Annotated in this window: 31 protein-coding genes; 24 read left to right on the forward strand and 7 right to left on the reverse strand. The window is 58.6% G+C overall.

The genetic code is table 11. From position 1 onward, the window contains the following. The first annotated feature begins 60 nt into the window (after positions 1–60). The 16 genes from ABHV46_RS11025 to ABHV46_RS11100 all read left to right on the forward strand — a co-directional run bounded on the left by ABHV46_RS11025 (position 61) and on the right by ABHV46_RS11100 (position 9353). Positions 61–1128: a hypothetical protein gene (locus tag ABHV46_RS11025; RefSeq protein WP_438381504.1), complete on the forward strand. Its 1068-nt coding sequence runs from the start codon at positions 61–63 to the stop codon at positions 1126–1128. A 26-nt stretch (positions 1129–1154) separates the two neighbouring features. Then, a complete protein-coding gene (locus ABHV46_RS11030; protein ID WP_438381505.1) occupies positions 1155–1370 on the forward strand; it encodes a hypothetical protein in 216 nt (71 codons plus the stop codon). After that, positions 1370–1558 carry a hypothetical protein gene (locus ABHV46_RS11035; RefSeq protein WP_438381506.1) on the forward strand — a complete coding sequence of 63 codons (189 nt, stop codon included), beginning with the start codon at positions 1370–1372 and terminating at the stop codon, positions 1556–1558. The genes ABHV46_RS11030 and ABHV46_RS11035 overlap by 1 nt, the downstream gene beginning before the upstream one ends. 80 nt (positions 1559–1638) lie before the next feature. Further along, on the forward strand, positions 1639–1905 hold the full coding sequence (locus ABHV46_RS11040) for a hypothetical protein (protein WP_438381507.1): 267 nt from the start codon (positions 1639–1641) through the stop codon (positions 1903–1905). Next, a complete protein-coding gene (locus tag ABHV46_RS11045; protein WP_438381508.1) occupies positions 1905–2096 on the forward strand; it encodes a hypothetical protein in 192 nt (63 codons plus the stop codon). Before ABHV46_RS11040 ends, ABHV46_RS11045 begins: the two co-directional genes overlap by 1 nt. After that, entirely contained in the window at positions 2093–2302 is a 210-nt protein-coding gene (locus ABHV46_RS11050; RefSeq protein WP_438381509.1) for a hypothetical protein, read from the forward strand. The genes ABHV46_RS11045 and ABHV46_RS11050 overlap by 4 nt, the downstream gene beginning before the upstream one ends. A 70-nt stretch (positions 2303–2372) precedes the next feature. Then, positions 2373–2531, forward strand: a complete 159-nt coding sequence (locus ABHV46_RS11055; protein WP_438381510.1) for a hypothetical protein — start codon at positions 2373–2375, stop codon at positions 2529–2531. 40 nt (positions 2532–2571) lie between these two features. After that, positions 2572–3588: a DNA cytosine methyltransferase gene (locus ABHV46_RS11060; RefSeq protein ID WP_438381511.1), complete on the forward strand. Its 1017-nt coding sequence runs from the start codon at positions 2572–2574 to the stop codon at positions 3586–3588. Continuing rightward, the gene (locus ABHV46_RS11065; protein ID WP_438381512.1) at positions 3585–4262 is read left to right on the forward strand and encodes a hypothetical protein; all 678 of its coding nucleotides are present in this window, start codon (positions 3585–3587) and stop codon (positions 4260–4262) included. Before ABHV46_RS11060 ends, ABHV46_RS11065 begins: the two co-directional genes overlap by 4 nt. Continuing rightward, entirely contained in the window at positions 4262–4765 is a 504-nt protein-coding gene (locus tag ABHV46_RS11070; protein ID WP_438381513.1) for a hypothetical protein, read from the forward strand. Before ABHV46_RS11065 ends, ABHV46_RS11070 begins: the two co-directional genes overlap by 1 nt. Then, positions 4758–5012, forward strand: a complete 255-nt coding sequence (locus ABHV46_RS11075; protein ID WP_438381514.1) for a helix-turn-helix domain-containing protein — start codon at positions 4758–4760, stop codon at positions 5010–5012. The genes ABHV46_RS11070 and ABHV46_RS11075 overlap by 8 nt, the downstream gene beginning before the upstream one ends. Further along, on the forward strand, positions 5009–5302 hold the full coding sequence (locus tag ABHV46_RS11080) for a helix-turn-helix domain-containing protein (protein ID WP_438381515.1): 294 nt from the start codon (positions 5009–5011) through the stop codon (positions 5300–5302). Before ABHV46_RS11075 ends, ABHV46_RS11080 begins: the two co-directional genes overlap by 4 nt. Before the next feature lie 176 nt (positions 5303–5478). After that, the gene (locus ABHV46_RS11085) at positions 5479–6237 is read left to right on the forward strand and encodes a site-specific integrase (protein ID WP_438381516.1); all 759 of its coding nucleotides are present in this window, start codon (positions 5479–5481) and stop codon (positions 6235–6237) included. 370 nt (positions 6238–6607) lie between these two features. Continuing rightward, a complete protein-coding gene (locus ABHV46_RS11090; RefSeq protein ID WP_438381517.1) occupies positions 6608–7594 on the forward strand; it encodes a FecCD family ABC transporter permease in 987 nt (328 codons plus the stop codon). Continuing rightward, entirely contained in the window at positions 7594–8370 is a 777-nt protein-coding gene (locus ABHV46_RS11095) for an ABC transporter ATP-binding protein (RefSeq protein WP_438381518.1), read from the forward strand. Before ABHV46_RS11090 ends, ABHV46_RS11095 begins: the two co-directional genes overlap by 1 nt. Further along, positions 8367–9353, forward strand: a complete 987-nt coding sequence (locus ABHV46_RS11100) for an ABC transporter substrate-binding protein (protein ID WP_438381519.1) — start codon at positions 8367–8369, stop codon at positions 9351–9353. Before ABHV46_RS11095 ends, ABHV46_RS11100 begins: the two co-directional genes overlap by 4 nt. Here ABHV46_RS11100 and ABHV46_RS11105 read toward each other — a convergent pair. After that, positions 9324–9908 carry a YqgE/AlgH family protein gene (locus ABHV46_RS11105; protein ID WP_438381520.1) on the reverse strand — a complete coding sequence of 195 codons (585 nt, stop codon included), beginning with the start codon at positions 9906–9908 and terminating at the stop codon, positions 9324–9326. The two genes, ABHV46_RS11100 and ABHV46_RS11105, sit on opposite strands and share 30 nt — an antisense overlap. 127 nt (positions 9909–10035) lie before the next feature. Between ABHV46_RS11105 and ABHV46_RS11110 the strand changes: the two genes are divergently transcribed. From ABHV46_RS11110 to ABHV46_RS11125, 4 genes are all read left to right on the forward strand, one after another. Next, a complete protein-coding gene (locus tag ABHV46_RS11110) occupies positions 10036–10788 on the forward strand; it encodes an SDR family NAD(P)-dependent oxidoreductase (protein ID WP_438381521.1) in 753 nt (250 codons plus the stop codon). After that, positions 10781–11677 carry a PPK2 family polyphosphate kinase gene (locus ABHV46_RS11115; RefSeq protein ID WP_438381522.1) on the forward strand — a complete coding sequence of 299 codons (897 nt, stop codon included), beginning with the start codon at positions 10781–10783 and terminating at the stop codon, positions 11675–11677. Before ABHV46_RS11110 ends, ABHV46_RS11115 begins: the two co-directional genes overlap by 8 nt. A gap of 1058 nt (positions 11678–12735) precedes the next feature. Next, positions 12736–15423 carry a hypothetical protein gene (locus ABHV46_RS11120; RefSeq protein ID WP_438381523.1) on the forward strand — a complete coding sequence of 896 codons (2688 nt, stop codon included), beginning with the start codon at positions 12736–12738 and terminating at the stop codon, positions 15421–15423. Further along, positions 15396–15812, forward strand: a complete 417-nt coding sequence (locus ABHV46_RS11125) for a hypothetical protein (protein ID WP_438381524.1) — start codon at positions 15396–15398, stop codon at positions 15810–15812. Before ABHV46_RS11120 ends, ABHV46_RS11125 begins: the two co-directional genes overlap by 28 nt. Before the next feature lie 30 nt (positions 15813–15842). Here ABHV46_RS11125 and ABHV46_RS11130 read toward each other — a convergent pair whose 3' ends face one another. Both ABHV46_RS11130 and ABHV46_RS11135 read right to left on the reverse strand, forming a co-directional pair. Beyond that, positions 15843–16262: a DDE-type integrase/transposase/recombinase gene (locus tag ABHV46_RS11130; RefSeq protein WP_438381525.1), complete on the reverse strand. Its 420-nt coding sequence runs from the start codon at positions 16260–16262 to the stop codon at positions 15843–15845. Between the two features lie 71 nt (positions 16263–16333). Continuing rightward, complete coding sequence (locus ABHV46_RS11135; protein WP_438381526.1) at positions 16334–17101, reverse strand: DsbA family protein; 768 nt, start codon at positions 17099–17101, stop codon at positions 16334–16336. A 201-nt stretch (positions 17102–17302) separates the two neighbouring features. Here ABHV46_RS11135 and ABHV46_RS11140 point away from each other — a divergent pair, with 201 nt between their 5' ends. Together ABHV46_RS11140 and recA are read left to right on the forward strand one after the other, a co-directional pair. After that, complete coding sequence (locus ABHV46_RS11140) at positions 17303–18733, forward strand: gamma-glutamyltransferase (protein WP_438381527.1); 1431 nt, start codon at positions 17303–17305, stop codon at positions 18731–18733. Between the two features lie 182 nt (positions 18734–18915). Then, on the forward strand, positions 18916–19956 hold the full coding sequence (gene recA / locus ABHV46_RS11145; protein WP_336946007.1) for a recombinase RecA: 1041 nt from the start codon (positions 18916–18918) through the stop codon (positions 19954–19956). Between the two features lie 114 nt (positions 19957–20070). Here the strand turns inward: recA and ABHV46_RS11150 are convergent, their stop codons facing one another. Together ABHV46_RS11150 and ABHV46_RS11155 are read right to left on the reverse strand one after the other, a co-directional pair. Next, complete coding sequence (locus ABHV46_RS11150; RefSeq protein WP_438384370.1) at positions 20071–21072, reverse strand: alpha-E domain-containing protein; 1002 nt, start codon at positions 21070–21072, stop codon at positions 20071–20073. A gap of 26 nt (positions 21073–21098) precedes the next feature. Then, positions 21099–22565, reverse strand: a complete 1467-nt coding sequence (locus ABHV46_RS11155; RefSeq protein ID WP_336946009.1) for a circularly permuted type 2 ATP-grasp protein — start codon at positions 22563–22565, stop codon at positions 21099–21101. A gap of 286 nt (positions 22566–22851) precedes the next feature. Between ABHV46_RS11155 and ABHV46_RS11160 the strand changes: the two genes are divergently transcribed. Together ABHV46_RS11160 and ABHV46_RS11165 are read left to right on the forward strand one after the other, a co-directional pair. Continuing rightward, positions 22852–23703, forward strand: a complete 852-nt coding sequence (locus tag ABHV46_RS11160) for a transglutaminase family protein (protein ID WP_438381528.1) — start codon at positions 22852–22854, stop codon at positions 23701–23703. A gap of 41 nt (positions 23704–23744) precedes the next feature. Next, the gene (locus ABHV46_RS11165) at positions 23745–24839 is read left to right on the forward strand and encodes a zinc-binding metallopeptidase family protein (protein WP_438381529.1); all 1095 of its coding nucleotides are present in this window, start codon (positions 23745–23747) and stop codon (positions 24837–24839) included. Between the two features lie 7 nt (positions 24840–24846). On the opposite strand, the gene ABHV46_RS11170 is transcribed toward ABHV46_RS11165, so the two are convergent. Both ABHV46_RS11170 and folD read right to left on the reverse strand, forming a co-directional pair. Beyond that, a complete protein-coding gene (locus ABHV46_RS11170) occupies positions 24847–25593 on the reverse strand; it encodes a methylenetetrahydrofolate reductase (protein ID WP_438381530.1) in 747 nt (248 codons plus the stop codon). Beyond that, the gene (gene folD / locus ABHV46_RS11175; RefSeq protein ID WP_438381531.1) at positions 25590–26486 is read right to left on the reverse strand and encodes a bifunctional methylenetetrahydrofolate dehydrogenase/methenyltetrahydrofolate cyclohydrolase FolD; all 897 of its coding nucleotides are present in this window, start codon (positions 26484–26486) and stop codon (positions 25590–25592) included. The genes ABHV46_RS11170 and folD overlap by 4 nt, the downstream gene beginning before the upstream one ends. Positions 26487–26555 lie beyond the last annotated feature (69 nt).

Raw genomic sequence — 26555 nt, forward strand, 5'->3', positions numbered from 1 at the left:
CCTTGAACAATCAGCGCGAGTAGGTCATAAATGCCCCATCACCACCGATGGGGAAGCCAGATGGCAACCGAGCCAACAAACGCACTCGCCACAATCGAGACGCTCAACCCGATTGCGGTCTTTCAGACGCAGGGCGGCGTCGAGGATATCCTGAGCAAGCTCGAGCGCGACGTGCGCTCTATTCCGACTGATCCGACGACCGATAAGGGCCGCAAAGAGATCAAGTCTCTGGCGTACAAGGTCGCCCGGTCGAAGACGGCGCTTGATGATATGGGCAAGGCCGTCGCCGAAGATGCTCGCAAGACGGTCGATAGCGTCAACGCGTCACGCCGCACGATCACATCTCGCCTTGATGCCCTGCGTGATGAAGTCCGCAAGCCCGTCGATGATTACGAGGCGCGCGAGCAGGCGCGCATTGATGAAATCAAGGGGCGCGTAGCCGATATAGACGCCATGCCGCGCATTCTTGCCGGGATGAATATAGCTCAGTTGCGCGGGTGCCTTTCCGAACTCGAGACGCAAAAAGCGCACGACTTCCAGGAGTTCAGCGCACGCGCCGCGGATGCGATCCAGCGCGCGGAAATGGCGGTCAATGCTGCGATCATCATAACCGAGCAGGAAGAAAAGAACCGTATCGAGGCCGAGCGTAAAGCGGCAGAAGAAGCCGAAGCTGCACGGATCGCCGCGGAGAAGGCGCGGGAGCAGCGTGAAGCCGAGATCGCTCGTCAGGCCGCCGAGACTGCACGCCTTGAAGCCGAGCGCATCGCAAAGGCCGAGAAAGACCGGATCGAAAACGAACGTCGTGCTGCCATTGCCGAGGCCGAACGCGCAGAGCAGCGCCGCAAGGACGAAGCCGCGCAGGCCGAACGCCGCCGTATCGCTGCCGCTGAGCAGGCAGAGCGCGACCGTATCGCTGCGGTTGAAGCCGAACGCAAGCGCGTAGCCGAAGAGAAGGCCGCGCATGAAGCAGAAGAGAAGCGCCGCACTGCCGATAAGGCGCACCGAGCCACGATCAATCGCGAGGTGCTCGCCGATCTGGTTGCGGCTGGACTGACCGACGAACTCGCCAAACAGGCAATCTCCGCAATCGTGGGTCGCAAGGTCCGTCACGTCACGCTGTCTTACTGACCCCCAACAAATCAAGGAATAGCCAGATGGCAGACTTCATAACGCTGACCAAGGTGATTAGGGGCGTGGATTTTCGTTCCTGCGTCAGAGCATCAGATATTGTCTCATTTACGGGGCGCGGATGCGACGTGTCGAACATGACGCTACGTCCCATTTCTGATGGAGATGTGAGGAACATCAATGTCAAAGAAACCCCCGATCAGATCCTTGCCCTGATCGCCGAAGCGCAGGGGGCGAAGTGATGAGCGACGATAAAGACGACGCCTTTCATGATGCTTTCCACATGACGGATTGCGACGGATACGAGAGCGTATTGATCAATAGAGCCCGGCACGCTTGCGATTATCTCGAAGAACTCGTGAACCAAAACGATGAAATTGCCGCGTTCACCGTCGCTGAGATCATCGAGAACCTGAACCGCCATCTCTGACCCTGCTTGACGCGACCCCGGTACTCCGGGGCCGAACAAGCCGGGTTTCCGGCCAGTGTTTCCAGTGATGGAGAGAGAAGATGCAAGGTAATTTGCCAGACGGCGTGACCATTGCGGGTATCGAACGGTCTTACGGGTTCATTTCCGAAGATATGTCTGAGGATATATCGAATTTCGAAAATGCACGCGGTCATCTTGAGATTGCGTTCGAATACCTGCTTGCGGCGGCGAATAACAGTTGCACGAACGACCACGACGGCGCGCTCGATATGATTGAGGACAAGCTGATCCCGCATTGCAAAATCAGCTTGCGGCAGTTGGGTGTGGTTGATCGGGAGGATGCGTAATGGAGCAGCGTCAAGTCGATGCGTCCCTGCTCACAGATGTATGCCAGGAATTGCAGGCAACGAACGAGATGCTTGGACAGCATGAACGCCGCCTGCGTCGTGACGGCATGAGGGAAGAAGCCGACCGCGTATTCTGGAAAATGCGGAGCAACGTTGAGTTGCGCGAAGCCGTGCAGGAGGCCGCACAATGACGCCCCGCCTGACAGCGCAGCAGCGCATCGAGCAGAGTGACGCCGCAATCGCGTTCCTGAGCAATCCGGCGTTCGACCTGCACCTCTTACCGTTACGAAAGCAGCTCATTGCGGACCACGAACGGCGCATAGCCTCCGACAAGAAGCGGCTGGAACCAGAAGATGACGGGATCAGCATCCCGAAGATGAAGGGAACCCCCGCATGAGCGCCTTCCTACGCCGTCTCGCGTCCTGGTGGCGCGACGGCAGGACCGGCCACGGGTGGAGGTGGAGGCGATGACTGAATCAGCCTTCCACAAGATCAAGCGCGGCCTGCTTGAAGCATTGGATATCGCACAGGCAGGCGACGAGGAAATAGCGGACCGCCTGAAGAGAGAGCAGGCGGCACAGGATGCAATTCGCGACCGGATAGCGGCGCAGGGAAAAGCGCAGTAGGCCGTGAAGGGCCGGAGCGCAGGGGAGAGACGGGGATGGAATGCCAGTCCTCTACAATGAGTGGGACGAACCCACGGCAGCATGGCTGCGCGAACTCATCGATGGACGTCATCTGCCTTCCGGGTCGGTCGATACCCGGTCAATTGGAGATGTTCGGGCAGACGATCTGCGAGACTTCGACCAGTGCCATTTCTTCGCTGGCATCGGCGGATGGCCGCTCGCCCTGCGCTGGGCCGGACTTGAAGGAACGCCCGGCATCTGGACCGGATCACCGCCCTGCCAGCCCTTCTCCGTCGCTGGAAAAGGGCTTGGACAGGCTGATGAACGGCACCTTGCCCCCGTCTGGCTCGACCTCATCCGCGAGTGCAAGCCTGGCCTCATTTTTGGGGAACAGGTTGCAGACGCGATTGGGAAAGGCTGGCTCGACGATTTATTCGATGCGCTGGAGCGAGAAGGTTACGCCTGCGGGGCGGCAGTATTGCCAGCTTGTAGCGTCGGCGCGCCGCATATCCGCAAGCGATTGTTCTTCGGAGCGGTCAGGTTGGCCGACGCCAACGAAGACAGATTCGCAACGGGGCGAGAAAGACGATCCGTTCGCTCCGAACATGACACTGGACATGGCGGCGCAACGTGCTGGCTGGCCGGCGCCTACAGCATCGGCAGTAACCGGTCCGGGCCACTCCGGGAGAGCGGGCGGTCTGAATATCCAGAGCGCGGTGATGCTGGCTGGCTGGCCGACCCCGACGACACGCGACCACAAGGACGGGCAGGAATGCCCGAACGTGCCGACGAACAGCCTGCTAGGACGGGAAGTGTGGAAGGCAGACCAGCCAATCCGCATCACGGCTTCTGGTCAGGTGCTGACTGGCTCGGATGCCGGGACGGCAAGTTCAGGCCAGTTGGACCCGGCACACAGCCGCTGGCTCATGGGCTATCCGCCAGAGTGGGACGCCTGCGCGGTTACGGCAATGCAATCGTGCCCCAGGTCGCGGCGCAATTCATCACGGAATTCCTCGGCGCAATCGCCGACATGCAAGACGAAGGGCTAACCCCATGACCCACGAACAGAAGCCGGAGAGCGCGGAGTTTCGGACGCGACGGGAAGATCGGGAACAAGAAATCGCCACCCTTATTTGTAAGGCGCGTGGGGGTGATCCATTCCAGATGACATATCACACCGTCGAGCCGGGAGTGATGGAGCCTTTCGGCGACGCATGGTGCCATTATCGGAGAGAGGCAAAGGCCGTTCTTGATTGGCATGAAGCCGAGGCCCGAGGCGCGGCAGAGCAGCGCCGGAAGGATGCGGAGGGAGTGGAGGAATGGCGTCCAATGGGCACTGCACCGAAGGACGGGACTCCTATTCTGGCAAAAACGGTATCAACGCCAGAAACATTCGGGAATATCCGAAGCCACTGGAATGGCCGATTTGTCGTCGTGCAGCATGAAGGGATAACGGCAAGCGGCTTTGATCTGCGTTGGCGTGTGGCTTGCCCGGTCGGATTTGGCGGTATCCCTGATGAATGGTTTGAGGGCTGGCGTCCTGTTGATCGCACCGCCAACGTCGCCGCGCTTGAGGCTCGGGTGAAGGAGTTGGAGGGGGTGAATAAGGCGTGGAGTGGCGCCGCAGCGAACGCGCTGACGTGGCTCGAAAACGGGCGCCAAGCAAATGCACGGGATGAACTGAAGGCGGCCCAGCGCCGCGCCGCAGCCATCCGCGAGGGAGGCGAGTGATGAGTTACGCCATGATGGACCACGCAGCGTGGGCTGAGAGCAATATCGCTGCGATGAAAAAACACCTATCTCCCAAGCGGCGTAAAGATGAACGCAAGGGGTGGGCAGGCGCGCCGGACAAACTCGATCCGTTCCAACGAACCTGCATGAACATAATCGGGGTCGCAGGGCGAGGCATCTATAATGCTCCCATCAGTTGGGAAACCATCGAGTGGGGCCGCCGATACATGCGGGTCGCATGGTGCAGCGATCTCTCGACATTTGACGGGGACAGTCTGACGATTCTCGTATTCGCAGCCCATCTATGCAGGGTTCGCGTCACTATCAGTCCCGCCAATTTTCGCTATCTAGAAATCCTCTTCCACCGCCGTAAGGAAGAAGGAGGGATATCAGAACGTCATCCCAGTCCTGAACAGATGCTTGAGAGAATGCGGGCATATATACCGGATCATGCACCAATCTGCGTGTCGCGTGATGCCATGCTGGAGGCGGATCATGACTGACCCCACCCCCTTCAACCGCCTCCTCGGCGAGCGGGTGCGGCGGATGATCGTCGCGCAGGGCCGAACGCAGGAGAGCGTGGCCGTCGAGGCTGGGATTACGACGAGCGCGCTTCAGTTCCTGCTTAAGGGCGGGAATAGCACGATCAGCACGGTCATGGCCGTGCTGTATGCGCTGGATGCCGGGCCGTCAGACCTGGACGCGATCTATGCCGATTTTGCTGAGCATCGGAAGGAGAGGGCGGAATGAGGAAAGACACGCAACCCGAATATACCGGTGTCAGCGCGCTCGCGAAGAAGTGGGCATGCTCAACGGCGAAGATCTACCGGATGATTAATTCAGGCGATCTGCCTGCGACCCGCATCCGAACCATGATTCGCATCCCCTTGGCCGCAATTCACGAGATCGAAAATCAGACCGCATGTCCGAAGCAGGAAAGCCCCGCCTCTGTCGTGTCTCCGGGCGAGACACATGGCACATCTATCACCAGCGCAAACGCATCTCTACGGGCTGCACGGATCGCGCGTCGGCTGAACTAGTCCTTACCCGGTATGCTTCCGAACTATCCCGGCCCACGACAAGGGCAGTCAGCGTCACGGAAATTCTATCTCTCTATCTTCAAGATCGCCGAGAAGCCCTCAAGCCGGGGGCCGAGCGCCTTGGCTGGGCGCATAAGCCGGTTTCAGCATGGTTCGGGCAGAAGCCACCAGAGGCCGTGACCGATCGGGAGTGCCGCGCCTATGCTCAAAAACGCATGGAATCCGGTATAGCCGCCAGCACGGCGCGGACAGAGATGCAGGCGCTTCGAGCAGCGTTGCGGTGGGCGGCGGCGCAGAAGATCATTGCCGAGTGTCCGAATGTCCCTCTGCCCTCCCGCAGCCCGCCGAAAGAACGCTGGCTGACGCGGGATGAAGCGCATGCACTTATTGACGGCTGCGAGGCGTTCCATATCCGGTTGTTCGTCATCTTGGCTCTTGGCACCGGCGCGCGCGTGTCAGCATTGCTGGAGCTGCCATGGTCGCGGATCGATATGGATCGGCGAATCATCGACCTGCGCGATCCGGGCAAAGCGCGAACGGCGAAAGGGCGGGCGCGCGTTCCGATCAATGACGGCCTGCTGGCGACCCTGCAGGAAGCTTACGCCATCAGGGAGACGGATTGGGTAATCGAATGGGCAGGAGGTCGAGTCGCATCGGTGAAGCGAGGGTTCAGAGCCGCGACGATTCGCGCTGGTCTGGAAGGGGTAACGCCTCACACCTTGCGACATACGGCGGCGACGTGGATGGCTCAAGCGGGCGTGCCTCTGTGGGAGATCGCCGGATTCCTCGGGCATTCGAACACGTCCATGGTTGAAGAGACTTACGCTCACCATTCGCCAGGCCATCTCAAAGGCGCCTCAAGGGTTTTAGACATGACCCTACTGCAACAGTTCCCGGTTGAGCGCGTGAACACAAGCATTCGTAAACGCCAGTAAACACGTGACGAAAGCTGTGCCTAAGTTTGTGGGCGAAATGAGCTAGATGATTGAAGATAAACAACAGGGTTCAGTGTTCGGGACGCAGGGGCCGGAGGTTCGAATCCTCTCACTCCGACCAGATAATCAGCCCCTTTTCAGGGGCTTCTCCCGGAAAATCTGACGTTTTCTCTTGCCTTGGGGCAAGGCGCTCAGAATTCCGGTCGAGATTTTCTCCCTGCTTTTTTTGGTTGTTTCTGACGCTTCAGTGCCTTTCGGCGTGGTTTCGCTCTCGCCAATTGCCTGGATGATCCTTATCGCTGAACAGAGCTTTCATTCAGGTCGATAGCGCGCAACGCGATAATGCTGCGCCGGGGGAGAAACAGCTTTCATGCGTGGTCGCCTCTGCTTCGCTGTCGCTCTTGTCGTGCTTGGGCTGGGCTTCGGCCTTAGCCTGCTCATCGGGCGTTATGCGCTGAGCCCGACCGATCTGCTGCATTCTGTCGAGGGACAGGGTGCTCCCCAGATCAGAGCCGTTCTGCTTCAGGCGCGTTTGCCCCGCATGATTGCCGCGCTCTTCGTAGGGGCCGCGCTCTCGATGTCTGGCAGTGCGTTTCAGTCGGTTTTCCGCAATCCACTCGTTTCTCCCGATCTGCTCGGCGTGCTCAGCGGGGCAGCGTTTGGTGCTGCGGGCGCGATTATCGCCCATGGCAGCGCTCTACAAATTGAAATCGCCACCTTTCTGGGCGGGTGCTGTGCGGTCGGGTTCGGCTTTGTTGTCGCGCGGCTGGTCGGCAGGGAAGGAGTTTTGCCACTTTTGCTGGGTGGCCTGATCAGCAGCGCGTTATTTACGGCGCTGCTGTCGCTGCTCAAATATCTGGCCGATCCTTTCGATCAATTGCCGACCATCATCTACTGGCTGCTCGGTAGTCTTGCACAGACGGGCTGGGCGCAACTGGCCGTGCTTGTGCCCTTACTCACTTTGGGTATGGCGGTACTCTGGGCGAGTGGCCGCCTGCTCGATGTTTTCGGGCTCAGTGACGATGAGGCGCGCAGTCTCGGCCTGCCCATCGGGGCGATGCGCCTCTGCGTTCTGGCTGTCGCGACGGCACTGAGTGCCCTGACGGTTTCACTGGCCGGGATCATTGGCTGGGTTGGGTTGATCATACCCCACATGGCCCGGCTGCTGATCGGGCCTGAGCACAGGCGCCTGTTGCCTTTCGCTGCGCTATTGGGGGCGTGCTGTCTGCTTTTGGCCGATACGGCGGCGCGCAGTCTGTCTCCTTCCGAAATTCCGTTAGGCATGATGACGGAATTGCTGGGTGCGCTCGGCTTCATCCTCGTTCTGCGTCAGCTTCGGCGCGAAGGGCGGCTCTGATGGCATTTCTGTCGCTCGATTCTGTCAGTTTCGCGCGTTCCGGCAGGGCCGTGCTGAGTGACGTGTCTCTGAAGTTCCGCAGGGGCGAGCTGGTGAGCATTCTCGGTGCCAATGGGGCAGGCAAGACCAGCTTGCTGCGTCTGATGCTGGGGCTGTTACGCCCGGAGACAGGCAGGGTGCTGTTCGATGGGGAGGAATTGCGCCGTTTCTCCCGTCAGCACATCGCGCGGCTTATGGCCTATGTCCCGCAAAATCGGGACTCGCTGCCACCTTACAGCGTGGCGCAGATCGTGGGGCTGGGGCGTCTGCCTTATGGCAGTCTGACCCGAGGGCTTTCCAGACAGGATCTGTCGCGTGTCGAGGCTGCTCTTGAGCTGCTCGATCTTGCCGGTCTGCGTGACAGGCCATGCACGGCCTTGTCGGGCGGCGAATATCAGCGCGTCCTTCTCGCACGCGTTTTAGTGCAGGACGCGCCGGTTCTCGTGCTCGACGAGCCGCTTTCGGGGCTGGATTACGGCTATCAGCTCAGGCTGATGGCGCTTCTGGCCGCACTGGCACAGGAGGGGCGTCTTGTCTTGATGACGGCCCATCAGCCCGATCTCGTCTATCCTCACGCCTCCCATGTGGTGCTGGTCGATCAAGGCAGGGTGCTGGTCGAGGGGCATCCCGAAACCGTGCTGGATTCTGCAACGCTGAGCGCGTTTTATGGCGTTGCGCTGCGTCATCATGATTATGAGGGTAAGCGTTTTTTCATCAGGGAAGAGAGAAAGTCGTGAAACGGATTCTGGCAGGCCTGTCTCTGTGTTTGAGTCTGGGCGCCTCGCCGACACTGGCCGCGCCCGAGCGTATCGTCGACGGGTGGTACGCCCATAGTGCGACGCTGATAATGCTGGGCGCGTCGGACCGTATTATCGGCACGGTGATCTCTCCCAACCGATTTCCGTGGATGGTCTGTATCGCGCCCTCGCTGCGCCAAGCGCAGTTCTTCGGCAGCATGAATTTGAATGCCGAAGCTGTTCTGGCCCTGCATCCCGATCTGACCTTCGTCACCACGCAATCGCATAGTGTCGAGGGCTTGCAGAAACTCGGCTTGAATGCGGTTGCGGTCGGCTTTACCGATTTTGCGGGTTTGCTCAGCACGATCGACCAGAGCGCCGAGCTTCTCGACACGCCTCTCGCGCGGTCACAGGCCAGACGTTACAGGCAAGAATTTTCCCATTTCCTCGCCCTGCACGGGCAAAAAGACAAAGCGCCGCGTATCCTGCATATCGCTTCCTTCGAGCCGCTGACGGTCGATGGCGATCAGAGCATTATCGATGAGTGGATATGCGATGCCGGAGGTGTCAACGCCGCAACCGGGCTTCATGGTAACAAGCGCCCTGTCTCGCTCGAGCAGATTCTGAGCTGGGCACCGGACATCATCATTATAGGGGCCGATTCAGGCAGCCCGGAGCGGCTGGCTGGGAATGCGCTCTGGTCGCAGATTCCGGCAGTGATGCGGCACGAGGTGTTTCGCAACCCTGCCGGTGTATTCAACTGGGATCGCTATAGCCCCGAACTGCTACTGCAAATCGCCTGGGCGCGACAGCTAGTCCAGAATGGCACCATTGATCGCCCGGACATGATCGGGAGGATCAGGGATTTCTATCGCGATTTCTACCGTCATCCGATCGATGAAGCCGATGCAGGCCGCATTCTGGATGCGAGGCCCCCTTTGCCCGAGCGATGCTCAGGCGTGGCCGACAAGGTTGGACAGTAGAAGCGGATCGATATTGATCGTCGCCAGGGCTTTGCGCCATTTGGCCATGTGATTGGTCCCGTAGATCAGGTCGTCCGAGGCAGGCGCATTGAGCCATGCATTCTGCCGGATGATTTCGTTCTCGAGCTGCCCCGCTTCCCATGAGGCATGACCGAGGGCGAGCAGGGCCTGGCGCGGCCCTTTCCCATTGGCGATTTCGTGCAGGATATCGAGACTCGCCGTCAGGCAGTTTTCGTTATTGATGACGAGGCTGTCATCGCGCTGCCAGTCGGCGGAATGCAGCACGAAACCACGCGTCGGCTCCACCGGCCCGCCCATGCACAGATTGATGCGCCGACGCGGCGGCGAAGGCGTGATCTCGAGCTGCTCAAGCAGGGTTTCGAGCGTAGGGTGAGGCGCGCGCTTGTTGATGATGAGCCCCATCGCGCCATCTGTCGCCGAATGGGCGCAGACATAAACCACGCTGCGAGCAAATTCCGAATCACCAAGCGTCGGGCTCGAAATGAGCAGGCGGCCCGTCAGATTATCGGCAGAATTTGTGAAATCAGAAGCCATGGCTGAAAATGTCGGCCATTGCCTGTGGTTTTGCAAGGGCGCCCCCTTGCGGCAACCATGGACGGCGTCACCCGTCTGAACGGGTGCGTCCTGTGCGTGACTCTGCAGTCTGAGAAGGAAGAAGACAATGGCGGTAATTCTGGTAACCGGTGCAACAGCCGGTTTTGGTCGGGCCATAGCGGTGCGCCTCGTGAAGGAGGGGCACAAGGTGATCGGCACGGGGCGCCGCAAGGAGCGCCTCGACGCGCTGCATCACGAACTGGGCGACGCCTTCCTGCCGCTCGAACTGGATGTGACCGACGCGCAGAAAATTGCTGCCTTGCCTGAAAGCCTGCCCGCGTCATGGCGTCAGGTCGACGTGCTGATCAATAATGCCGGTCTCGCTCTGGGCGTCGGCAAGGCTCAGGATTCCGATCTCAAGGATTGGAGAACCATGATTGACACGAATGTGACGGGTGTCGTCGAGGTTACTCGTGCGTTCCTTCCCCAGATGATCGAACGCAACCACGGATACGTTATTACCTTGGGCAGTATCGCAGGCACCTATCCCTATGTCGGGGGGAATGTCTACGGCGCCACCAAGGCCTTCGTCGCTCAGTTCATGCGCAATCTGCGCACGGATCTGCTAGGGACGCGTATCCGGGCCAGTACGATCGAACCTGGTTTGTGTGGTGGCAGCGAATTCAGCAATGTGCGTCTGCGCGATAACCGGAAGGCTGCGGATGTCTATAAGGGCACGGACCCGCTCACGCCCGAGGATATCGCGTCAACCGTCTCATGGCTGTTGAGCCAGCCCCCGCATGTGAACATCAACGCCATCGAAATGATGCCTGTCTGTCAGGCAGCCGGTGGCCTTGCAGTGGATAGAACAAGTGACTGAACTCACAGCGAGCGTGGCCCGTAAACTTCCCGGGCGTTACATGATCACCGACGGTGAGGGCTTTCAGCTCGACTCTATTAAGCCAGACGATCATGGCGGTCTCCACAAGGATGAGGTCGAGGCTTGGCTGGACAAGCGCAAGCAGCGCCTCGGTGCCTTGCAGGAACGTCTTGCCGCCGAGCATCGCCACTCGGTTCTGATCGTACTTCAGGGTATGGATGGTGCCGGCAAGGACAGCCTTATCCTCAACGTCATGACGGGCATGAACCCTCAGGGCACGAAGGTCGTCTCGTTCAAGAAGCCCAGCGATATCGAGCTTTCCCATGACTATCTATGGCGTGTGCATATGGCTGTGCCGGGGCGTGGGCAGATCGGCGTGTTCAACCGCAGCCATTACGAGGATGTGCTGGTGGCGCGCGTTCACGCTGATACGCTCAATACGAACGGCATGAGGGGTGACCCAACGAAACAGGAATTCTGGGACCATCGTCTTGAGGATATCCGCAATTTTGAGGCCTATCTCTCTCGTCAGGGCATTCATACCCTCAAGGTAATGCTGCACATGTCGCCGGATTGTCAGCAGGAGCGCCTGCTGCGCCGTCTGAACCGCCCCGATAAACGCTGGAAGTTCGACGAGAGCGATCTGGCAGAGCGCAAGTTCTGGCCGGATTATCAGGCAGCTTATCAGGAAGCGATCCGCGCCACTTCCTGCGAGCACGCGCCGTGGCTGGTCGTGCCGTCGAACAAGAAATGGTTTTCGCGCATGGTGGTGATGGAAGCTCTGATCGAAAAGCTCGAAAGCCTGAGCCCTGAACCCCCGCCACCGTCGCCCGAAATTCTCAAGAATCTTGAGAGACTGGAAGCCGCAATCAAGGCGAGCCAGCCGTAAGAGGGGCATGCGGGGCGCTGCCCCGCTCCCCGCTAAAGTGCGGCCGCCCTTTGTGAGCGCTCTAGGACTCAGGGCGAGGGGGCGTGGGCCGTACAGAATTTAAGGCTTCACCAACGGATCGTCGCAAAGAGACTACGATCCTGCGGTCGAACACATCTCCTGCACGAGACGGAAGTGCAGCGGCAAGCGGAAATATAGCCTGACTGAATGCGCGATAAACTCACAAAGCAATCGACTCTGTTTGTAGCTCACGCAGGAGGCTTTCATCGCCCACATTCACCTTGGCTGAGCTAACGTGATGGCGCCGATGGTGACGAGTGGGTGTTTATTCGACCTCGTCGAGAGGGCAGATAGATCACTATCCGACAGTCGCTTTATTCGCCCCACTGGCAGTTGATTACATAGCCATTGAGGATGCGATCGTTCTAGCCGGTGCGGCTTTCATGAGATCACAGAATTCCTCGCTGAAACAAACGTAGATATGGCATATGGCCGGTCGACTCGGCCTACCCATTTATGAGAATTCCATTCGGATCATGGACAGAAAGAAAATTTCCATAGGTTTTTGCTGCGAAATTAACAGAAACTTTCTTTATTTCGTAGTAAATTTACGAATATTTCGTATTTTATAAACTAATTACATTATTTGTCATATTTTTTACCCTATTCAACGCTCGGAATGTAACTACTCGTATCTTAACGAAACAAATGATGCGCGTGGTTACATCATGTCCGAGATTCTTTCGTCCCTTCTCCCAGAGACTCATAAGCCCGAACTCCTAGCGGGTACGAGTTCGCTCTCTTGCGGAGGCGGCGTGGCTATCGCCCCGAGTGAGAGTGGGCTCACCGCAGCTGGCTTGGGTGGCCTGGCAGATAGCGCAATTTTCCCCGGCGAAAAGTCGCAGCATACAGGCATACAGTTGGACGCCGTCCAAGCCAAAGCGATCCCGACCAACGACCTCGCGGCACGGTTTACCACCTCGGCTATAACGTCAGGCTCCGGCCCCTCTCCATCAGGCAGTGACACAACACAGCCGAAGAGCGTGGCGGGTCACGCCATGGCCGAGCTTATCGCCACCTCTGGCAACGCGACCGTCTCTGACCGAAGCAGAGAAGAAGATACCCTTCCTAAACTACAGTTCATCAGCGAAGAAACAGCCATCCGGACTGTGGCTGCTGTTATGGCATCCCATGATAGTGCAGCCGAGGCTACGCCCCCTCTCGTTCCTCAGTATATTTCTGCTACGGATCCCGTAACGACTTCACCGGAGGTCGAGGCCGTAACCTCCCTATTGGATATTGAGGAGAGTCAACATGACAGCGGTAAAGAAAGTGACGTTGCAATCGATAGCAGCGTGCATTCGAGATTGCTTCGTTCAGCTACTTACGACGAGACGATCACGGTCCATGGTGATCCAGGTGGATTTCTAGATGGGTCAGGAACTACAATTGGTGGAGGCGGGAACGATGACTATGTTCCAATATCAGATGGCGAAACTATAGCGATCCCTAAATATGATGTGAATCACTTTAAGGGGACGACAAAGATAAAGCCTTCCGCGACACTAAAAGATATTCCATCCACCACTATTACTGTGCATGGTCACACTCACGAGTATATCATAGCGCCAGATGGGCATAATATTGCTACGTTCCAGAATAAATATGGAGAATGGCAACCACTTCTCACGGAATACATGAAATCAACATTGGATGAAATAACTAATAAAGTATTCGGAAGAAACAGTGTCGATAGTGATATATCTCCGGCACACCAATTAACTGAAACATTAGCCGTAGGTTCTCATGAGTTTGAAAGTCGACTGAAAGAACTTTTGGCGCATACGCAAGAGGCTCATGAGATTTTTTCAAGGATTATAGCAGAGGTCCTAGATAGGCCACCTAACTCCAGCGATGAGCCTTGGATCCGAGCAAAGCAAGATAGCCTAGGCAGAGGTGAGACCACACTTCAAGACGTTAGATCGGGGCTCACCAATGAAGCAGACGCGATACGGCAAGCGTACCGCGATGCAGGAGGCATTGAGCCAAATGCTAAACAGGTATCCGATTTCGTAGACTATCTGCATCGTGGTGGTACCGTTCAGGGTGCGCTCGACTCAGTAATCAACGTGCATGGGCCAGACGCAATCCGTCATGCTTACCGCGACTGGGGAGGTATTGAACCGAATGGCGACCAAGTGTCCGGGTTTATGGACTATTTGCATCGCGGTGGTACGGTTCAGGGTATGCGCGATCCCATCGTCAACGTACATGGGCCAGACGCAATCCGTCATGCTTACCGCGATTGGGGAGGGATCGAACCAAATGGCGACCAAGTGTCCGGGTTTATGGACTACCTGCATCGCGGTGGCACAATTCAGGGCATGCGCGATCCCATCGTCAACGTACATGGGCCAGACGCAATTCGTCATGCTTATCGCGACTGGGGAGGTATCGAACCGAATGGCGACCAAGTGTCCGGGTTTATGGACTATTTGCATCGCGGTGGCACGGTTCAGGGCATGCGCGATCCCATCGTCAACGTACATGGGCCAGACGCAATCCGTCATGCTTACCGCGACTGGGGAGGGATTGAACCGAATGGCGACCAGGTGTTCGGGTTTATGGATTACCTGCATCGCGGTGGCACGGTTCAGGGCATGCGCGACCCCATCGTCAACGTACATGGGCCTGATGCAATCCGCCAAGCTTACCGCGATGCAGGAGGCATTGAGCCAAATGCTAAACAGGTCGGTGATTTTGTAGACTACCTGCGTCGAGGTGGGACGGTACAAGGTGCGCGTGGTCCGATAGCGCAAGTCCACGGTGGTGACTCTGCAAATCACTACGCGAACACTATTTTAGGGCATGATCTTTCATCAGAGCAGCGTGCTCAGTATGTGGATCGCCTCGCACACGGGGCAAAGCAAAGTGACATCACTTACGACATAGTACATAGCGCCAGTGGTCAACGGATTGTCCAGGAATTTGTGTCCCGATACTATGGAGTTGACGTTGATGGGCTTTCCGCATCGGCTTCAAATCTCCTCAGTAATCTAGCGATATCCAGTCATTCCCTGATGGGAATGACATTCGACAGTATTCGGCAACTTGGGGAACAACTACAAATCACGCCTGGTGTCGGCAATGTTCTCGACTATCTTTCTCCAAAAGATTCCAGCGATTGGTTAAAACTCGCGGCAGCATCTGTTACCTTGGCAGTAGGCGCTGGCCTTTTGGTCACCCCTGCCGGAGAGGTACTGGTTGCCGCAGATCTCGTTCTGGTTGGTGGCGCGGCTATGCTCGGGCGAGCTGGCATGATTCTGGAATCACGGTTTGTGCGCGAAACCAGCACTGGCCACACGAGTAGCGGAAAGCCCACAAAGATTGTAGATAGTACTGGCAAAGAACATGCTATCGAACATATAGCAAATACTAATGCGCAACATTCCGCTAAGCACATAAACGATGCAAAATATCCAAATTTCAGCCTAAGTAAAGTGGGAATCAATAGCGTTTCAGACATAGCGCGATATATTAAGGAAACGCTTACAAATGCCTTGAGTCATCCCGAAAGATACGAAGTTTTTGAAGATATGCCTCGTGACACTCTGGGTGTCTGGGATAACAAGAACCAACAGGCAACTTTGTTTCAGCCTAAACCTGGGGCAAATGATGGCAATTTTGGGACAACAGTTCGCCCTGAAGCTGGGAAAGAATGGCTGATGAAGAAGGTAAAGGAATAATGAGCCAGGATAAGTTGGTCACGTTAACCCTCAGTCCTAGAGATATACTTATTATAAGGTATATTCTTATGACGAGCGTTCTCGATCCTGATGACGCGCGAGACGTTGAAGCGATAAATGGTTTCACATTCAAAGAACTCATGCCTGTTATATCAAAGGTCGATAGCGCTATTTATCCTCTAAATAGTGAAGGGAATTCTATCGTTCTCACAAACGATGAATGGCTCATCCTGAGAGATTGTTATATTACAAGTGTTGGCGGAGTAGGGATGTGGAAATCCTACGAAAGCATTTCCCCATTCAGCGAAAACGATTTCAAAGAATGTGAAACAAGATTTTTCCTTGCTCGGAAATTATCGGATGAAGACGATTCCCGTGACGGGAAATAGCCGAAAAATGAATAATCTATTCCCGCTGTTTTAATGGGTGAAAGCTTTGATCTGGCGAATATGACGCGAAAGAGCTGTGGTAGTCGAAGCGTGCGCAGCGATCACGGATTGCGCGTAAGGAGCTGACAAAGCGTTGACATCTGCCCAGCGAGCGGAATCTCTGAATGACGCTCTTGCGTTTACGCAGGGGCAGAAGGCTGCCTCCGTTTGGTTGTTTAGTCCCGCGTGTGAAAGGTGCTGCACGGAAAAGCGCATGTTTCGTCTGTCTGATCCATACGATTTCAGCTTGTAGGCGATCGTCCGCATGGGGTGGTGGCCCTGCTGTTTCAGAAGGAGGGTCAGCAGACTCTTGGTTGATCTGGTATTCCGGTGGGTCTTCAGGATATGGGCGAAGATATAACCCTCCTGGTCCACAGCCCGCCACAACCAGTGTGGCAGGCTACGAATCACGATCCGGACTTCGTCTATTTGCCAGAGATCGCCGGATGGTGCGGCCCTGTAGTGACAGCGCCCGCCAAGGTTCAGTGAGCGGCGCGTGCGTTTTTGATCTGGGCGCGCATTTCTTCTGCCGAGACGGCGCCGGGGATGATGGCGCTGGTGCCGAACACGAAAGTGGGCGTGCCGTCGAGGCCGATCAGGCGGGCTTCGGCGAGGTTCTCATTGATCTGGGCTGCAACGCTTGAGGCGTGCATATCGGCGACCAGCTTGTCGGCGCTCAGGCCGTTGGCTGTGGCAAGCTGGCGAATGCGATCGAGAGTCGGCGGTGCTGTATCCTGCATCAGGGCGCGCTTCATCTTATCATAGCCCCCCTGAAGGGCGGCGGCGAAAATGGCCTGGGTGTCGAGCACGCTCTTTTCACTCAGAACCGGGACGATTTTTTCAACGAGGCGCAGTTTCGGGTCGGCCTTGAGCAGGGCATCGACGACCGGCACCATGCTGCGGCAATAGCCACAGCGTGGGTCGAGAAACTCCACGATCGTCAGATCGCCGTTCGGGTTGCCGCGAACGGTGTAGTCCGGGCCTTTCTGGAGGCGCTCACGATCGGATTTGACGTGAGAAAGCGCGTCGTCGCTCGCCTTCTGCTGTGCGCCCTGACGCAGCGCAACGATGGCGTCGCTCAGAATGCTGGGGTCATCCTTGAGCGCCTGACGCAGGATGGAGACGATCTCCGCCCGCTGTTGCGGGGTGAAGCTGGTCGCAGGCTCGGCGAAGGCGGGAACGCTGGCCGATGCGGTCAGACCGAGGGCGAGAAAGGCACCGGCAAGCCGGGCGCGGGTCGGGCGGGTCATGAGAGCGATCCTGCAAGGCGGGAGAAGAGGAGCTTCTGCATAAGACAGAGAGGGCGATTTCGCAAAACCGGGACGCGTCTGGCAGGTTGCCCATCGTCCTGATCACGGTTAGATGCGTTAACGAACCCAATTTCCGAAGGGTTGCGTCTTCGGCTGCGAAGACAGGTCCTGCGGAACAGAAGAGAAGAGGCTTGCCGGGTCATGGAGACACCGCACGTGGCGCATCGTTGGACGAACGCCCCCTGTCGCCCCGCAGAGCGCATCATGCGCAAGGCGGGTTCGCGCTCGGCTTGCGCCCTGACTGCGGCAGCGCTTCTGGCCGGGTGCAGCGATGTCGCGCATATCGGCCATAGCCTGTTCGGCAAGACCACACCGATCGTCACCGGTTATATCGGCACTGTGGTGGCCGATGAACCGCGTGCGGCGCTGGTCGGACGCGATGTGCTGGTGCATGGCGGTAACGCCGCCGATGCTGCCGCCGCGGTCGGTATGGCGCTTGCGGTCACGCTGCCCTCGCGCGCCTCACTTGGCGGTGGCGGGGCCTGCCTCGTCAGTCGCGGCCGCGAGGCCCCGCAGGGCTTTGTCTTCCTGCCTTTAGCGGCGCCGGCAGCCCCGGCGACCCGTCAGGCAGCCATTCCGATGACGCCGCGCGGTCTGTTCACCATGCAGCTTCGCTATGGCACCGTCGAATTCGCCGATCTGCTTGGCCCGTCTGTGCGTCTGGCGCGTGGCGGTTCAACGGTCAGCCGCGTTCTGGCGCAGGATATTGCGGCGGTGCAGGCGCCGCTTTTTGCGGATGATGCGGCCCATACCGTGTTCAGCCGTCCTGATGGATCTCCGCTCCAGAATGGCGACTCCATGGTTCAGCCCCAGCTCGCCAGCTTCCTTGAGCGCATGACCAATCTCGGCGTGGGCGATCTTTATAATGGTGCGCTTGGCGGTATCTTCGTCGAAGGGGCCAACAAGGCGGGTGCCGGGCTTTCCACAGCGTCGATGCGCTCGGCGATGCCGATGCAGCTTGCCGCCCTTCAGGTTGAGCAGGATGGTTATACGGCCTCGTTCCTGCCGCCTCCGGCCGATGGCGGAATCGGCGCTGCGGCCGCGTTCCACACCGGTGCTTCGGCGCAGGGTGTCGTGGCGACATGGCGTAGCGAAGACCGGCATGGCCTCAGTGGTGACGCTCTGCTGAGCGCGGCGCAGACGCTGGTCAATGCCGGCTCCAGCCGCTCTGGCTCCCTGCCTGCCCTTCCGGCTTCGACTTCCTTTGTCGTGACCGACAACAAGGGGGGCGCGGTAGCCTGTGCCCTGACCAATAACAACCTGTTCGGCACCGGGCGCATGGCCGATGGTACGGGTGTGCTTCTGGCGGCATCGCCAGGACGTTACCCGGCACCGTTGCTGAGCGCAGCCATCGTGCAGCGGCGTGGCTCCCTAGTGGCGGCTCTGGCCAGTTCTGGCCAGAACGACGCCGCCGACGCGCTGGCTACGGCCACCCGTGCAGCCGTATCGGGCACGGAAGTGCCGCATGAAGGGCAGGGTCGTGTAAACGCCTCGCTCTGCAAGAGCGATACGTGTCACGGCGACACAGACCCTCGCGGTGGCGGCCTTTCGGTCGGTAGCGTAAACAACTGATCAGGACATGGCTTCATGCCCCCTCGAGAGAGGGGGCATTTTTCTTTGTGGGCCCTTGTGCAAAGGGGCGATGATCATGATATGTTCCCCAGAACAAAAGTGAACGATCAACACGAATCGCCTCGCGCCCGATTGCCGTTCCGACGGAGTTCGGCGAGACTGATGCGAGCGGAGGACAGGACATGAGCGTAGACAGGACGAAAGCACTCGAGGGTGCGCTGAGCCAGATCGAACGTGCTTTCGGCAAGGGCTCGATCATGCGTATGGGGCAACGCCCCAAGGAACAGGCAGACGTCATTTCGACCGGTTCGCTGGGTCTCGATATCGGTCTCGGTATCGGCGGTCTGCCGCGCGGTCGTATCATCGAGATCTACGGTCCCGAAAGCTCGGGCAAGACGACTCTGGCCCTGCATGCCATTGCCGAAGCCCAGAAAAAGGGTGGCACCTGCGCCTTTATCGATGCCGAGCACGCGCTCGACCCCGGCTATGCCCGCAAGCTGGGCGTGGATGTCGATAACCTGCTGCTCAGCCAGCCCGATGCCGGTGAGCAGGCGCTCGAAATTGCCGATACGCTCGTGCGCTCCGGTGCCGTCGATGTGCTGGTGGTCGATTCCGTGGCCGCTCTGGTGCCGCGCGCCGAACTCGAGGGCGATATGGGCGACAGCCATGTCGGCTTGCATGCCCGTCTGATGAGCCAGGCCCTGCGCAAGCTGACCGGCACCGTCTCGCGCTCGAACACCATGATCATCTTCCTGAACCAGATCCGCATGAAGATCGGCGTGATGTTCGGCAATCCCGAGACCACGACCGGTGGCAATGCGCTCAAGTTCTACGCCTCGGTTCGCCTCGACATCCGCCGTATCGGTTCGATCAAGGACCGTGACGAGGTGGTGGGCAACCAGACCCGTGTGAAAGTGGTCAAGAACAAGATGGCCCCGCCTTTCCGGCAGGTCGAGTTCGACATCATGTATGGCGAAGGCATCAGCAAGGTGGGCGAACTGATCGATCTCGGCGTGAAGGCCAATATTGTCGAGAAATCGGGCGCCTGGTTCTCTTACGATAGCACCCGCGTCGGTCAGGGTCGTGAAAACGCCAAGCAGTTCCTGCGCGATCATCCCGAAATGGCCGCCGATATCGAGCGTCGCATTCGCGAGCAGTCCGGTGTGGTGGCGGATGCCATGATGACGTCTCCCGAAGAGCAAGAAGACGATTCCGAAGGCTGATTAAGATGATGCAGGGCGCTGCCCTGCACCCGCCAAAGGGCAGTCGCCCTTTGGAGACCCGATTGACGGGATGAAAGGGGTAAGCCCCTTTCCGGGGGCGAGGCAGAGCCCCGTTTACTGCGATTGTGAGTGTGTAATGCCAGGTTGCGGCTCCGCAGGCGGCCAATAGGCCGCGGCGAGGCCGTTCTGGCAGGCTTCGATCTGGTCCTGGATCCAGTGCATACATTCATGAAGACCGCGAATAATGATCTCTTCAGCCGTCTGATCTTCGAGCATGGCGCGGAGCTCGGAAAGCCTTTCTTGCACGTCTGAGCATTGGCGGCGCAGGTTGTAATGCGTTGAGAGCGCGCCCAGCACGGAATCGGCGTGTCGGAGATTCAAGGCAAGAGAGCGAGGGAAGCCCTCGTTCTTGAGCAGAAACCCGACCACATTGGCCGGCGTCGTAGTGACCGGCTTGAGGCGGCGAAAGGCGTGATAGGCGGCTGCCGAACGCAGGACCGAGGCCCACTGCGTCATGTCGATTTCCGATCCGACCTCTGAGGCATCGGGCAGAAGCAAGTGATAGCGCGTGTCGATCAGCCGCGTAATCTGGTCGCTGCGTTCGAGGTGGCGACCAAGCAGGTAGAATAGCCAGGCCTGATCTCGATAGAGCGTGCCTTCGGTGACCCCGGCGTGAGACTGGCAATCCTGTTTGATACGGTTGCAGAGTGTCGAAAGACCGGTCCGGCGTATGTCGCTGACATCGAGGTCGAGTACCCAGCGCGTGAAGACGTTGAGCTGCATCCACATTTCAGTGGAGATCAGGGGGCGAGCCGAGCGGGCATTCTCGCGCACGCATTGCGCCATGGCCTTGATCGAACTCGGATTGGCGCCATCGGTGACATAAAAGCGCAGATAATCCTCTTCCTTCGCCGCCGGATAAAGCGCACGGAAGCGTTCCTCGTCAGAATTGATCTGCACGATCGAGTCCCAGACGGGTTTGCCATCCGCGCCGCGTACGAAGGCCTCGGTGACTTCGAGAACCCGGGCGAGGTTCTCGATCCGCTCCATATAGCGGGCGAGCCACATCATGTTTTCGGCGTAGCGTGAGAGCAGGGTATTGAGGTCGGGCAGCATCCCGGCCATATGCGGATTGAAGCGGCTCATTTCGACATCACCCAGGTGTCTTTCGACCCCCCACCCTGAGAAGAATTTACGACCAGAGACCCCTTGCGCAGGGCGACGCGAGACAGCCCGCCGGGCAGCACCCAGGTCGATTTTCCCGTCACGGCAAAGGGGCGCAGATCGACATGGCGCGCCTCGACACCTGCCGGGCAAAGCGTCGGCACGACAGACAGGTCGATGACGGGCTGGCTAATATAGTTGGACGGGTTTTCGAGCAGCTTTTCGCGAAAGGCTTCGAGTTCGTCTTCAGTGGCGTGAGGGCCGATAATCAGCCCGTATCCGCCAGAATCACCCACAGGTTTGACGACAAGAGACGCCAGATTCTCGAGGGTGAAAGCGAGCCCTTCCGGCTCGGCGCAGATATGGGTCTCGACACTGTCGAGAACAGGGTCTTCACCCAGATAATAGCGGATGATGCGGGGCATATAGGCGTAGACCGCCTTGTCATCGGCAACGCCGGTGCCCAACGCATTGGCAAGCGTTACATTGCCTCGACAATAGGCGTCGACCAGCCCCGGTACGCCCAGAAGACTTTCGGGATTGAAAGCGAGCGGGTCGAGAAACGCATCGTCGATGCGACGATAGATCGAATGCACAGGGCGAAGCCCCGCCACCGTACGCATGAAGACATGATGGTCCTTCACCACCAGATCGCGTCCCTCGACGAGGGGCACGCCCATCTCTCGTGCCAGAAAGACATGCTCGAAATAGGCCGAGTTGTAGATACCCGGCGAAAGAAGCACGACCTGCGGATCGGCGACGCTGGCGGGGGCAACGTCGCAGAGCGCCTTATGCAGGCGCACGCCGTAATCCTCGACCGAGCGCAGCGCCATGCCAGAGGCCAGATCGGGCATGAGACGCAGCATCATATGGCGGTTTTCGATGACGTAAGATACGCCCGAGGGTGTGCGGGCATTGTCTTCGAGCACAAGAAAGCGCCCTGAACGGTCCCGGATAAGGTCGGTGCCGTTGATATGCACATAGACCCCACCCGGTACATCGACGCCGATCATTGCCTTGCAGTAATTGGGGTTATTCAGCACCAGATCGGCCGGAACGATGCCATCATCCAGAATGCGCCGGTCGTGATAGATGTCCCAGAGAAAGAGATTGATGGCTTTGACGCGCTGCTGCACGCCGCGCTCGATGAAGGACCATTCCTCTGCGGTCAGAAGACGGGGAATGACGTCGAAAGGCAGAATGCGGTCTATCGCCTCGCGCTCGGTATAGACGGTAAAGGTAATGCCCAGACGCCAGAGCAGGTTTTCGGCATTCGCCGTACGCTCGCGCAGATCCGTAAGGGTGAGATGGGAGAGTCTGTCCTGCACGTCCTGCAGGGCCTCGGGCAACGGTGCCCCGCGATTCATCAGCTCGCAGTAATAAGAGGGTTTGTCATAGGTGGAGAAAATACCCGCCTCGTGGAGTGGCGAATTGTCTGACGCCATTTCTTCTCACCTTTAGCCTGCAATAACGTGGCGCGTATTGCGGTGGAACGTTACGATTGTTTATTAAACTATCAGTTTTTCCGCTTTGCCAAGACACAAAAAACAGGCACAGGCAGAGAAGAGGACTCAGTCGGGCAATGTTTTGCTCAGTCGAGCACAATAACCCTGTCCGATATCCGGAGTTGCCTTTCGCGCTGCGTCGCTACGATGACGTGAACGAGGGCCGGGCTTGAACGAGGGGAGAGGAACAGATCGTCATGAAGTCTGGTGCGGGGAGGCGAGGGAGATGAGCAAACCGATTCTGCTCAATCATCGTACTTCCTACAGCTATGACCGGATGGTCTCACTCGGGCCCCAGACCATTCGTCTGCGGCCCCCTTTGCGTATGCGCAACGCCATGACGACTTACGCCCTGACCATAGGCCCCAATCACGCCAGTCTGAGCTGGGGGCAGGATGCGCATGACAATCTGGTGTCGCAGGTGGTGTTTGACGAGCGTATGGCACAGTTCATCGTCGATGTGAGCATGATCGTCGATCTGTCTCCCTACGACCCGCTCCAGACCCCGGTGGACGCGCGAACCGCGTTCGGGCAGCATGACCCAGCCTATCGCCGGCTGATTGCCGATGCAGCCGTGCTGAGCCCTTTCCTGAATGAAGATGAGCCGTTCCCCGCCGAAACCCATTTGTCACGGCTGACCACGCTTGCACGACGCATAGCGACCCGGTTGCACTACATGCGCCGGATGGAGCCGGGCGTCTGGGTGCCGGGCGAGACGCTGGCGCGCGAGGCAGGGTCGTGTCGCGACAGCGCGTGGCTGCTGATCGCTCTGGCACGTCATCTGGGGTACGCAGCGCGTTTCGTGTCAGGCTATCTGATAGAGCCCTCGGCCTTGCAGGCCGACCCGGATCGTCTCGTCTGCGATCTGCATGCCTGGGCGGAAATCTGGATTCCCGATCAGGGCTGGGTCGGTTTCGATACGACATCGGGGCTGATTGCGGCGCAAAATCATATTCCGCTCGCGGCATCGGACACGCCCGAGACGGCAGCGCCGGTTTCGGGGCTTCTCGACCAGTGCGTGGCCGAATTCGACGTGTTGATGCAGGCGCATTACCTTCACAGGGAACCAAAGCGTTGACACGGGGTTCCCGATGATATCGTTACCGGGATGATCGATTCGTGAAACTCTTCTCATGCGAATGCTGCAACCAGCCCCTGTTTTTTGAAAACACGCGCTGCGAATCCTGTCATCATGCGGTGGGTTACCTGCATAAGGTTTCGGATCTTACAGCCCTTGATCCTGCTCCTCAGCAAGGCGCGTGGCTGGCCTTCGAGCCGGGCTTCGAAGGTGTGGAGCAACGCTATTGCGCCAATCACGCCTATGACGCCTGCAACTGGTTGCTGAGCCCCGAAGAGAGTGCCAGGGGATCGCTCTGCTATGCCTGTCAGTTCAACCGTTTTATCCCTGATCTCAACGATGCGCGTAATCTCGAACGCTGGCGCAAGATCGAGATCGCAAAGCATCGTCTGTTTCATGCCTTGATCCGTCTTAAATTGCCGATCGTGAACCGGCGCGACGACCCCGAAAACGGACTCGCTTTCGATTTTCTGGAATTTGCCCTCGATGGCTCTGGCAAGGTCATGACCGGTCACGCCAATGGTCTGATCACGCTCGCCATCAGCGAGGCCGATGACGACCAGCGCGAGCGCATGCGCGTCGAGATGGGAGAATATTACCGGACTCTGCTCGGCCATTTCCGGCACGAGATAGGCCATTACTACTGGAATCTGCTCATTCGCGATGGCGGCAGGCTGGAACGATGCCGTGCCGTCTTTGGCGATGACCGACAGGATTATCAGGAGGCGCTCAAGGCCCATTATGCCAAGCCAGCTTCGGATGACTGGCAGGCCGATCATGTAAGCGTCTATGCCGCCTCACACCCGTGGGAGGATTTCGCCGAGACCTGGGCGCATTATCTGCATATCGTCTCGACCCTCGAAACGGCCTGGCTTTACGGCATCGCCATCGCGCCGCTTACGCCCTCTGCGCCGCAATTCTCTGCTCCGGCGGTCGGAGGAGATCCTTATCTCACGCTCGGTTTCGACGAAATCATGAGCGCCTGGTTGCCGCTGAGCATGGCCGTGAATAGCCTCAACCGCTCCATGGGATTGCAGGATTTCTATCCCTTCGTGCTGACGGCCAGCATCAGGCGCAAACTGGCTTTCATTCACGAAGTGATAAGGGAAACCCAGGCGGGGCAGACGCCCGGCTGAGCGCGGCTCAGCCTTTCAGCAGGTCGCTCAGCGGTCCGAGATAGGAATCGAGCGCGACGCGTAGGGGCATGAGATAGGCGTCTTCGCCTCTGGCACGAATTTCGGTCAGCATCCTGCGTGCGAAGACAAGGTTGGCGTCAAGGCTCGGATCGAAATCATGAGGGAACACCACATGATTGACCCTCTCCCAATAGGCGCGGGATTTCGGCCCGATAACTGGGGAGATTCCCCAGAAGACGCGGTCCTTTTCGAGCCATGAAGCGCTGAGTTCGAACATGCGCTGGTCGAAAAGCGGCTGGGTGAAGAACCCGGCAGCGCCTGCATCGCGCTTTTGCTTCAGGTCTTCGAGTTCCTGCCAAGGCGCGCGGCGATATGGGTCGAAGGCGGCATAGACGGTCAGATGCGGCGCTTCGCGGCGGTAGCGTGCGATGATCTGTGCCGAGCTATTGGGCCAGGTGCGGTGCGTTGCGTCTGGCGGTGGGTCTCCGGCGATAACCAGCACCTCGCCGATGCCTTCCTGCTCCGCACAGGGAAGAGGCGCTTCGGGCGCGATGTCGATGGCGCGGATATGAGGGATCGCCGTATAGCCGTGATTCTGTGCCAGGGCGGCCCCCTCCCATGAGCGGAGTGGCAGGCGCAGCAGGTCAGGGAGATTGATCGTCTCGACTTCCGGGGCGATCTGGCGCAGCAGGGCTAGATCGGTATTCAGGCTTTCCGTATCCCGCGGGATCAGTTCGATGGCAATGCGGCTCATGCTTCGGGGCGTTCCAGCACGGTGCGGGCGGCCTGAAGCGTGTTGTGCAGCAGGCAGGCAATGGTCATGGGGCCGACACCACCCGGCACCGGGGTGATATGGCCTGCAATGGGGGCAACTTCGTCGAAAGCGACATCGCCGACAAGGCGCGTCTTGCCGTCTGGCAGCGAGATGCGGGTGATACCCACATCGATCACCGTCGCTCCGGGCTTGACCCAGTCGCCACGCACCAGACCGTTCTTGCCCGTGGCGACCACCAGAATATCGCCTTCACGGGCGAGGCCCTTTGGGTCTCTTGTGTCGATATGACCGACCGAAACCGTGCAGCCCTCCTTGAGCAGAAGCTGGGCCATGGGCTTGCCGACGAGACTCGACGCACCGATCACCACGGCGTGCAGACCGCGCAGATCGGACAAGGTCTCCTTCAGCAGCATCAGGCAGCCCAGAGGCGTGCAGGGTACGAGTCCGTCGATACCGAGGCTCAGACGACCGGCATTGACCTCGCCCAGACCATCGACATCTTTCTCCGGCGCAATGGCGTTGGTTACTGCTATCGGGTCGAGCTGGGCCGGCAGGGGCAGCTGCACGAGAATGCCATGGATCTGCGGATCGGCATTGAGCCGGGCGATCAGCTCCAGCAGCTCGTCCTGCTCGGTCGTTTCGGGCAGCATGTGCATGAAAGAACGCATCCCGGCACGATGGGTCTGAATGGCCTTGTTCTTCACATAGACTTCACTCGCCGGGTCGTTGCCCACCAGCACCACGGCAAGCCCGGGTATCTTGCCCGTGCGCTCCCGCAGTGCTTCGGCCTCTGCCTTGACACGATCCGTCAGGCGGCGGGCAATGGCCTTGCCGTCGATGAGCTTTCCTGACAGCGCCGGATCGTGTTTCATGCGGGAGATTCCTGTGACAAGGGGGCCAGGCCGGGCGAAAAACCGAGGCGGGGCCTGAAAACGAAGTGA

This window comes from Asaia sp. BMEF1 (assembly GCF_051628905.1).
In the GTDB taxonomy this organism is placed as follows: domain Bacteria; phylum Pseudomonadota; class Alphaproteobacteria; order Acetobacterales; family Acetobacteraceae; genus Asaia.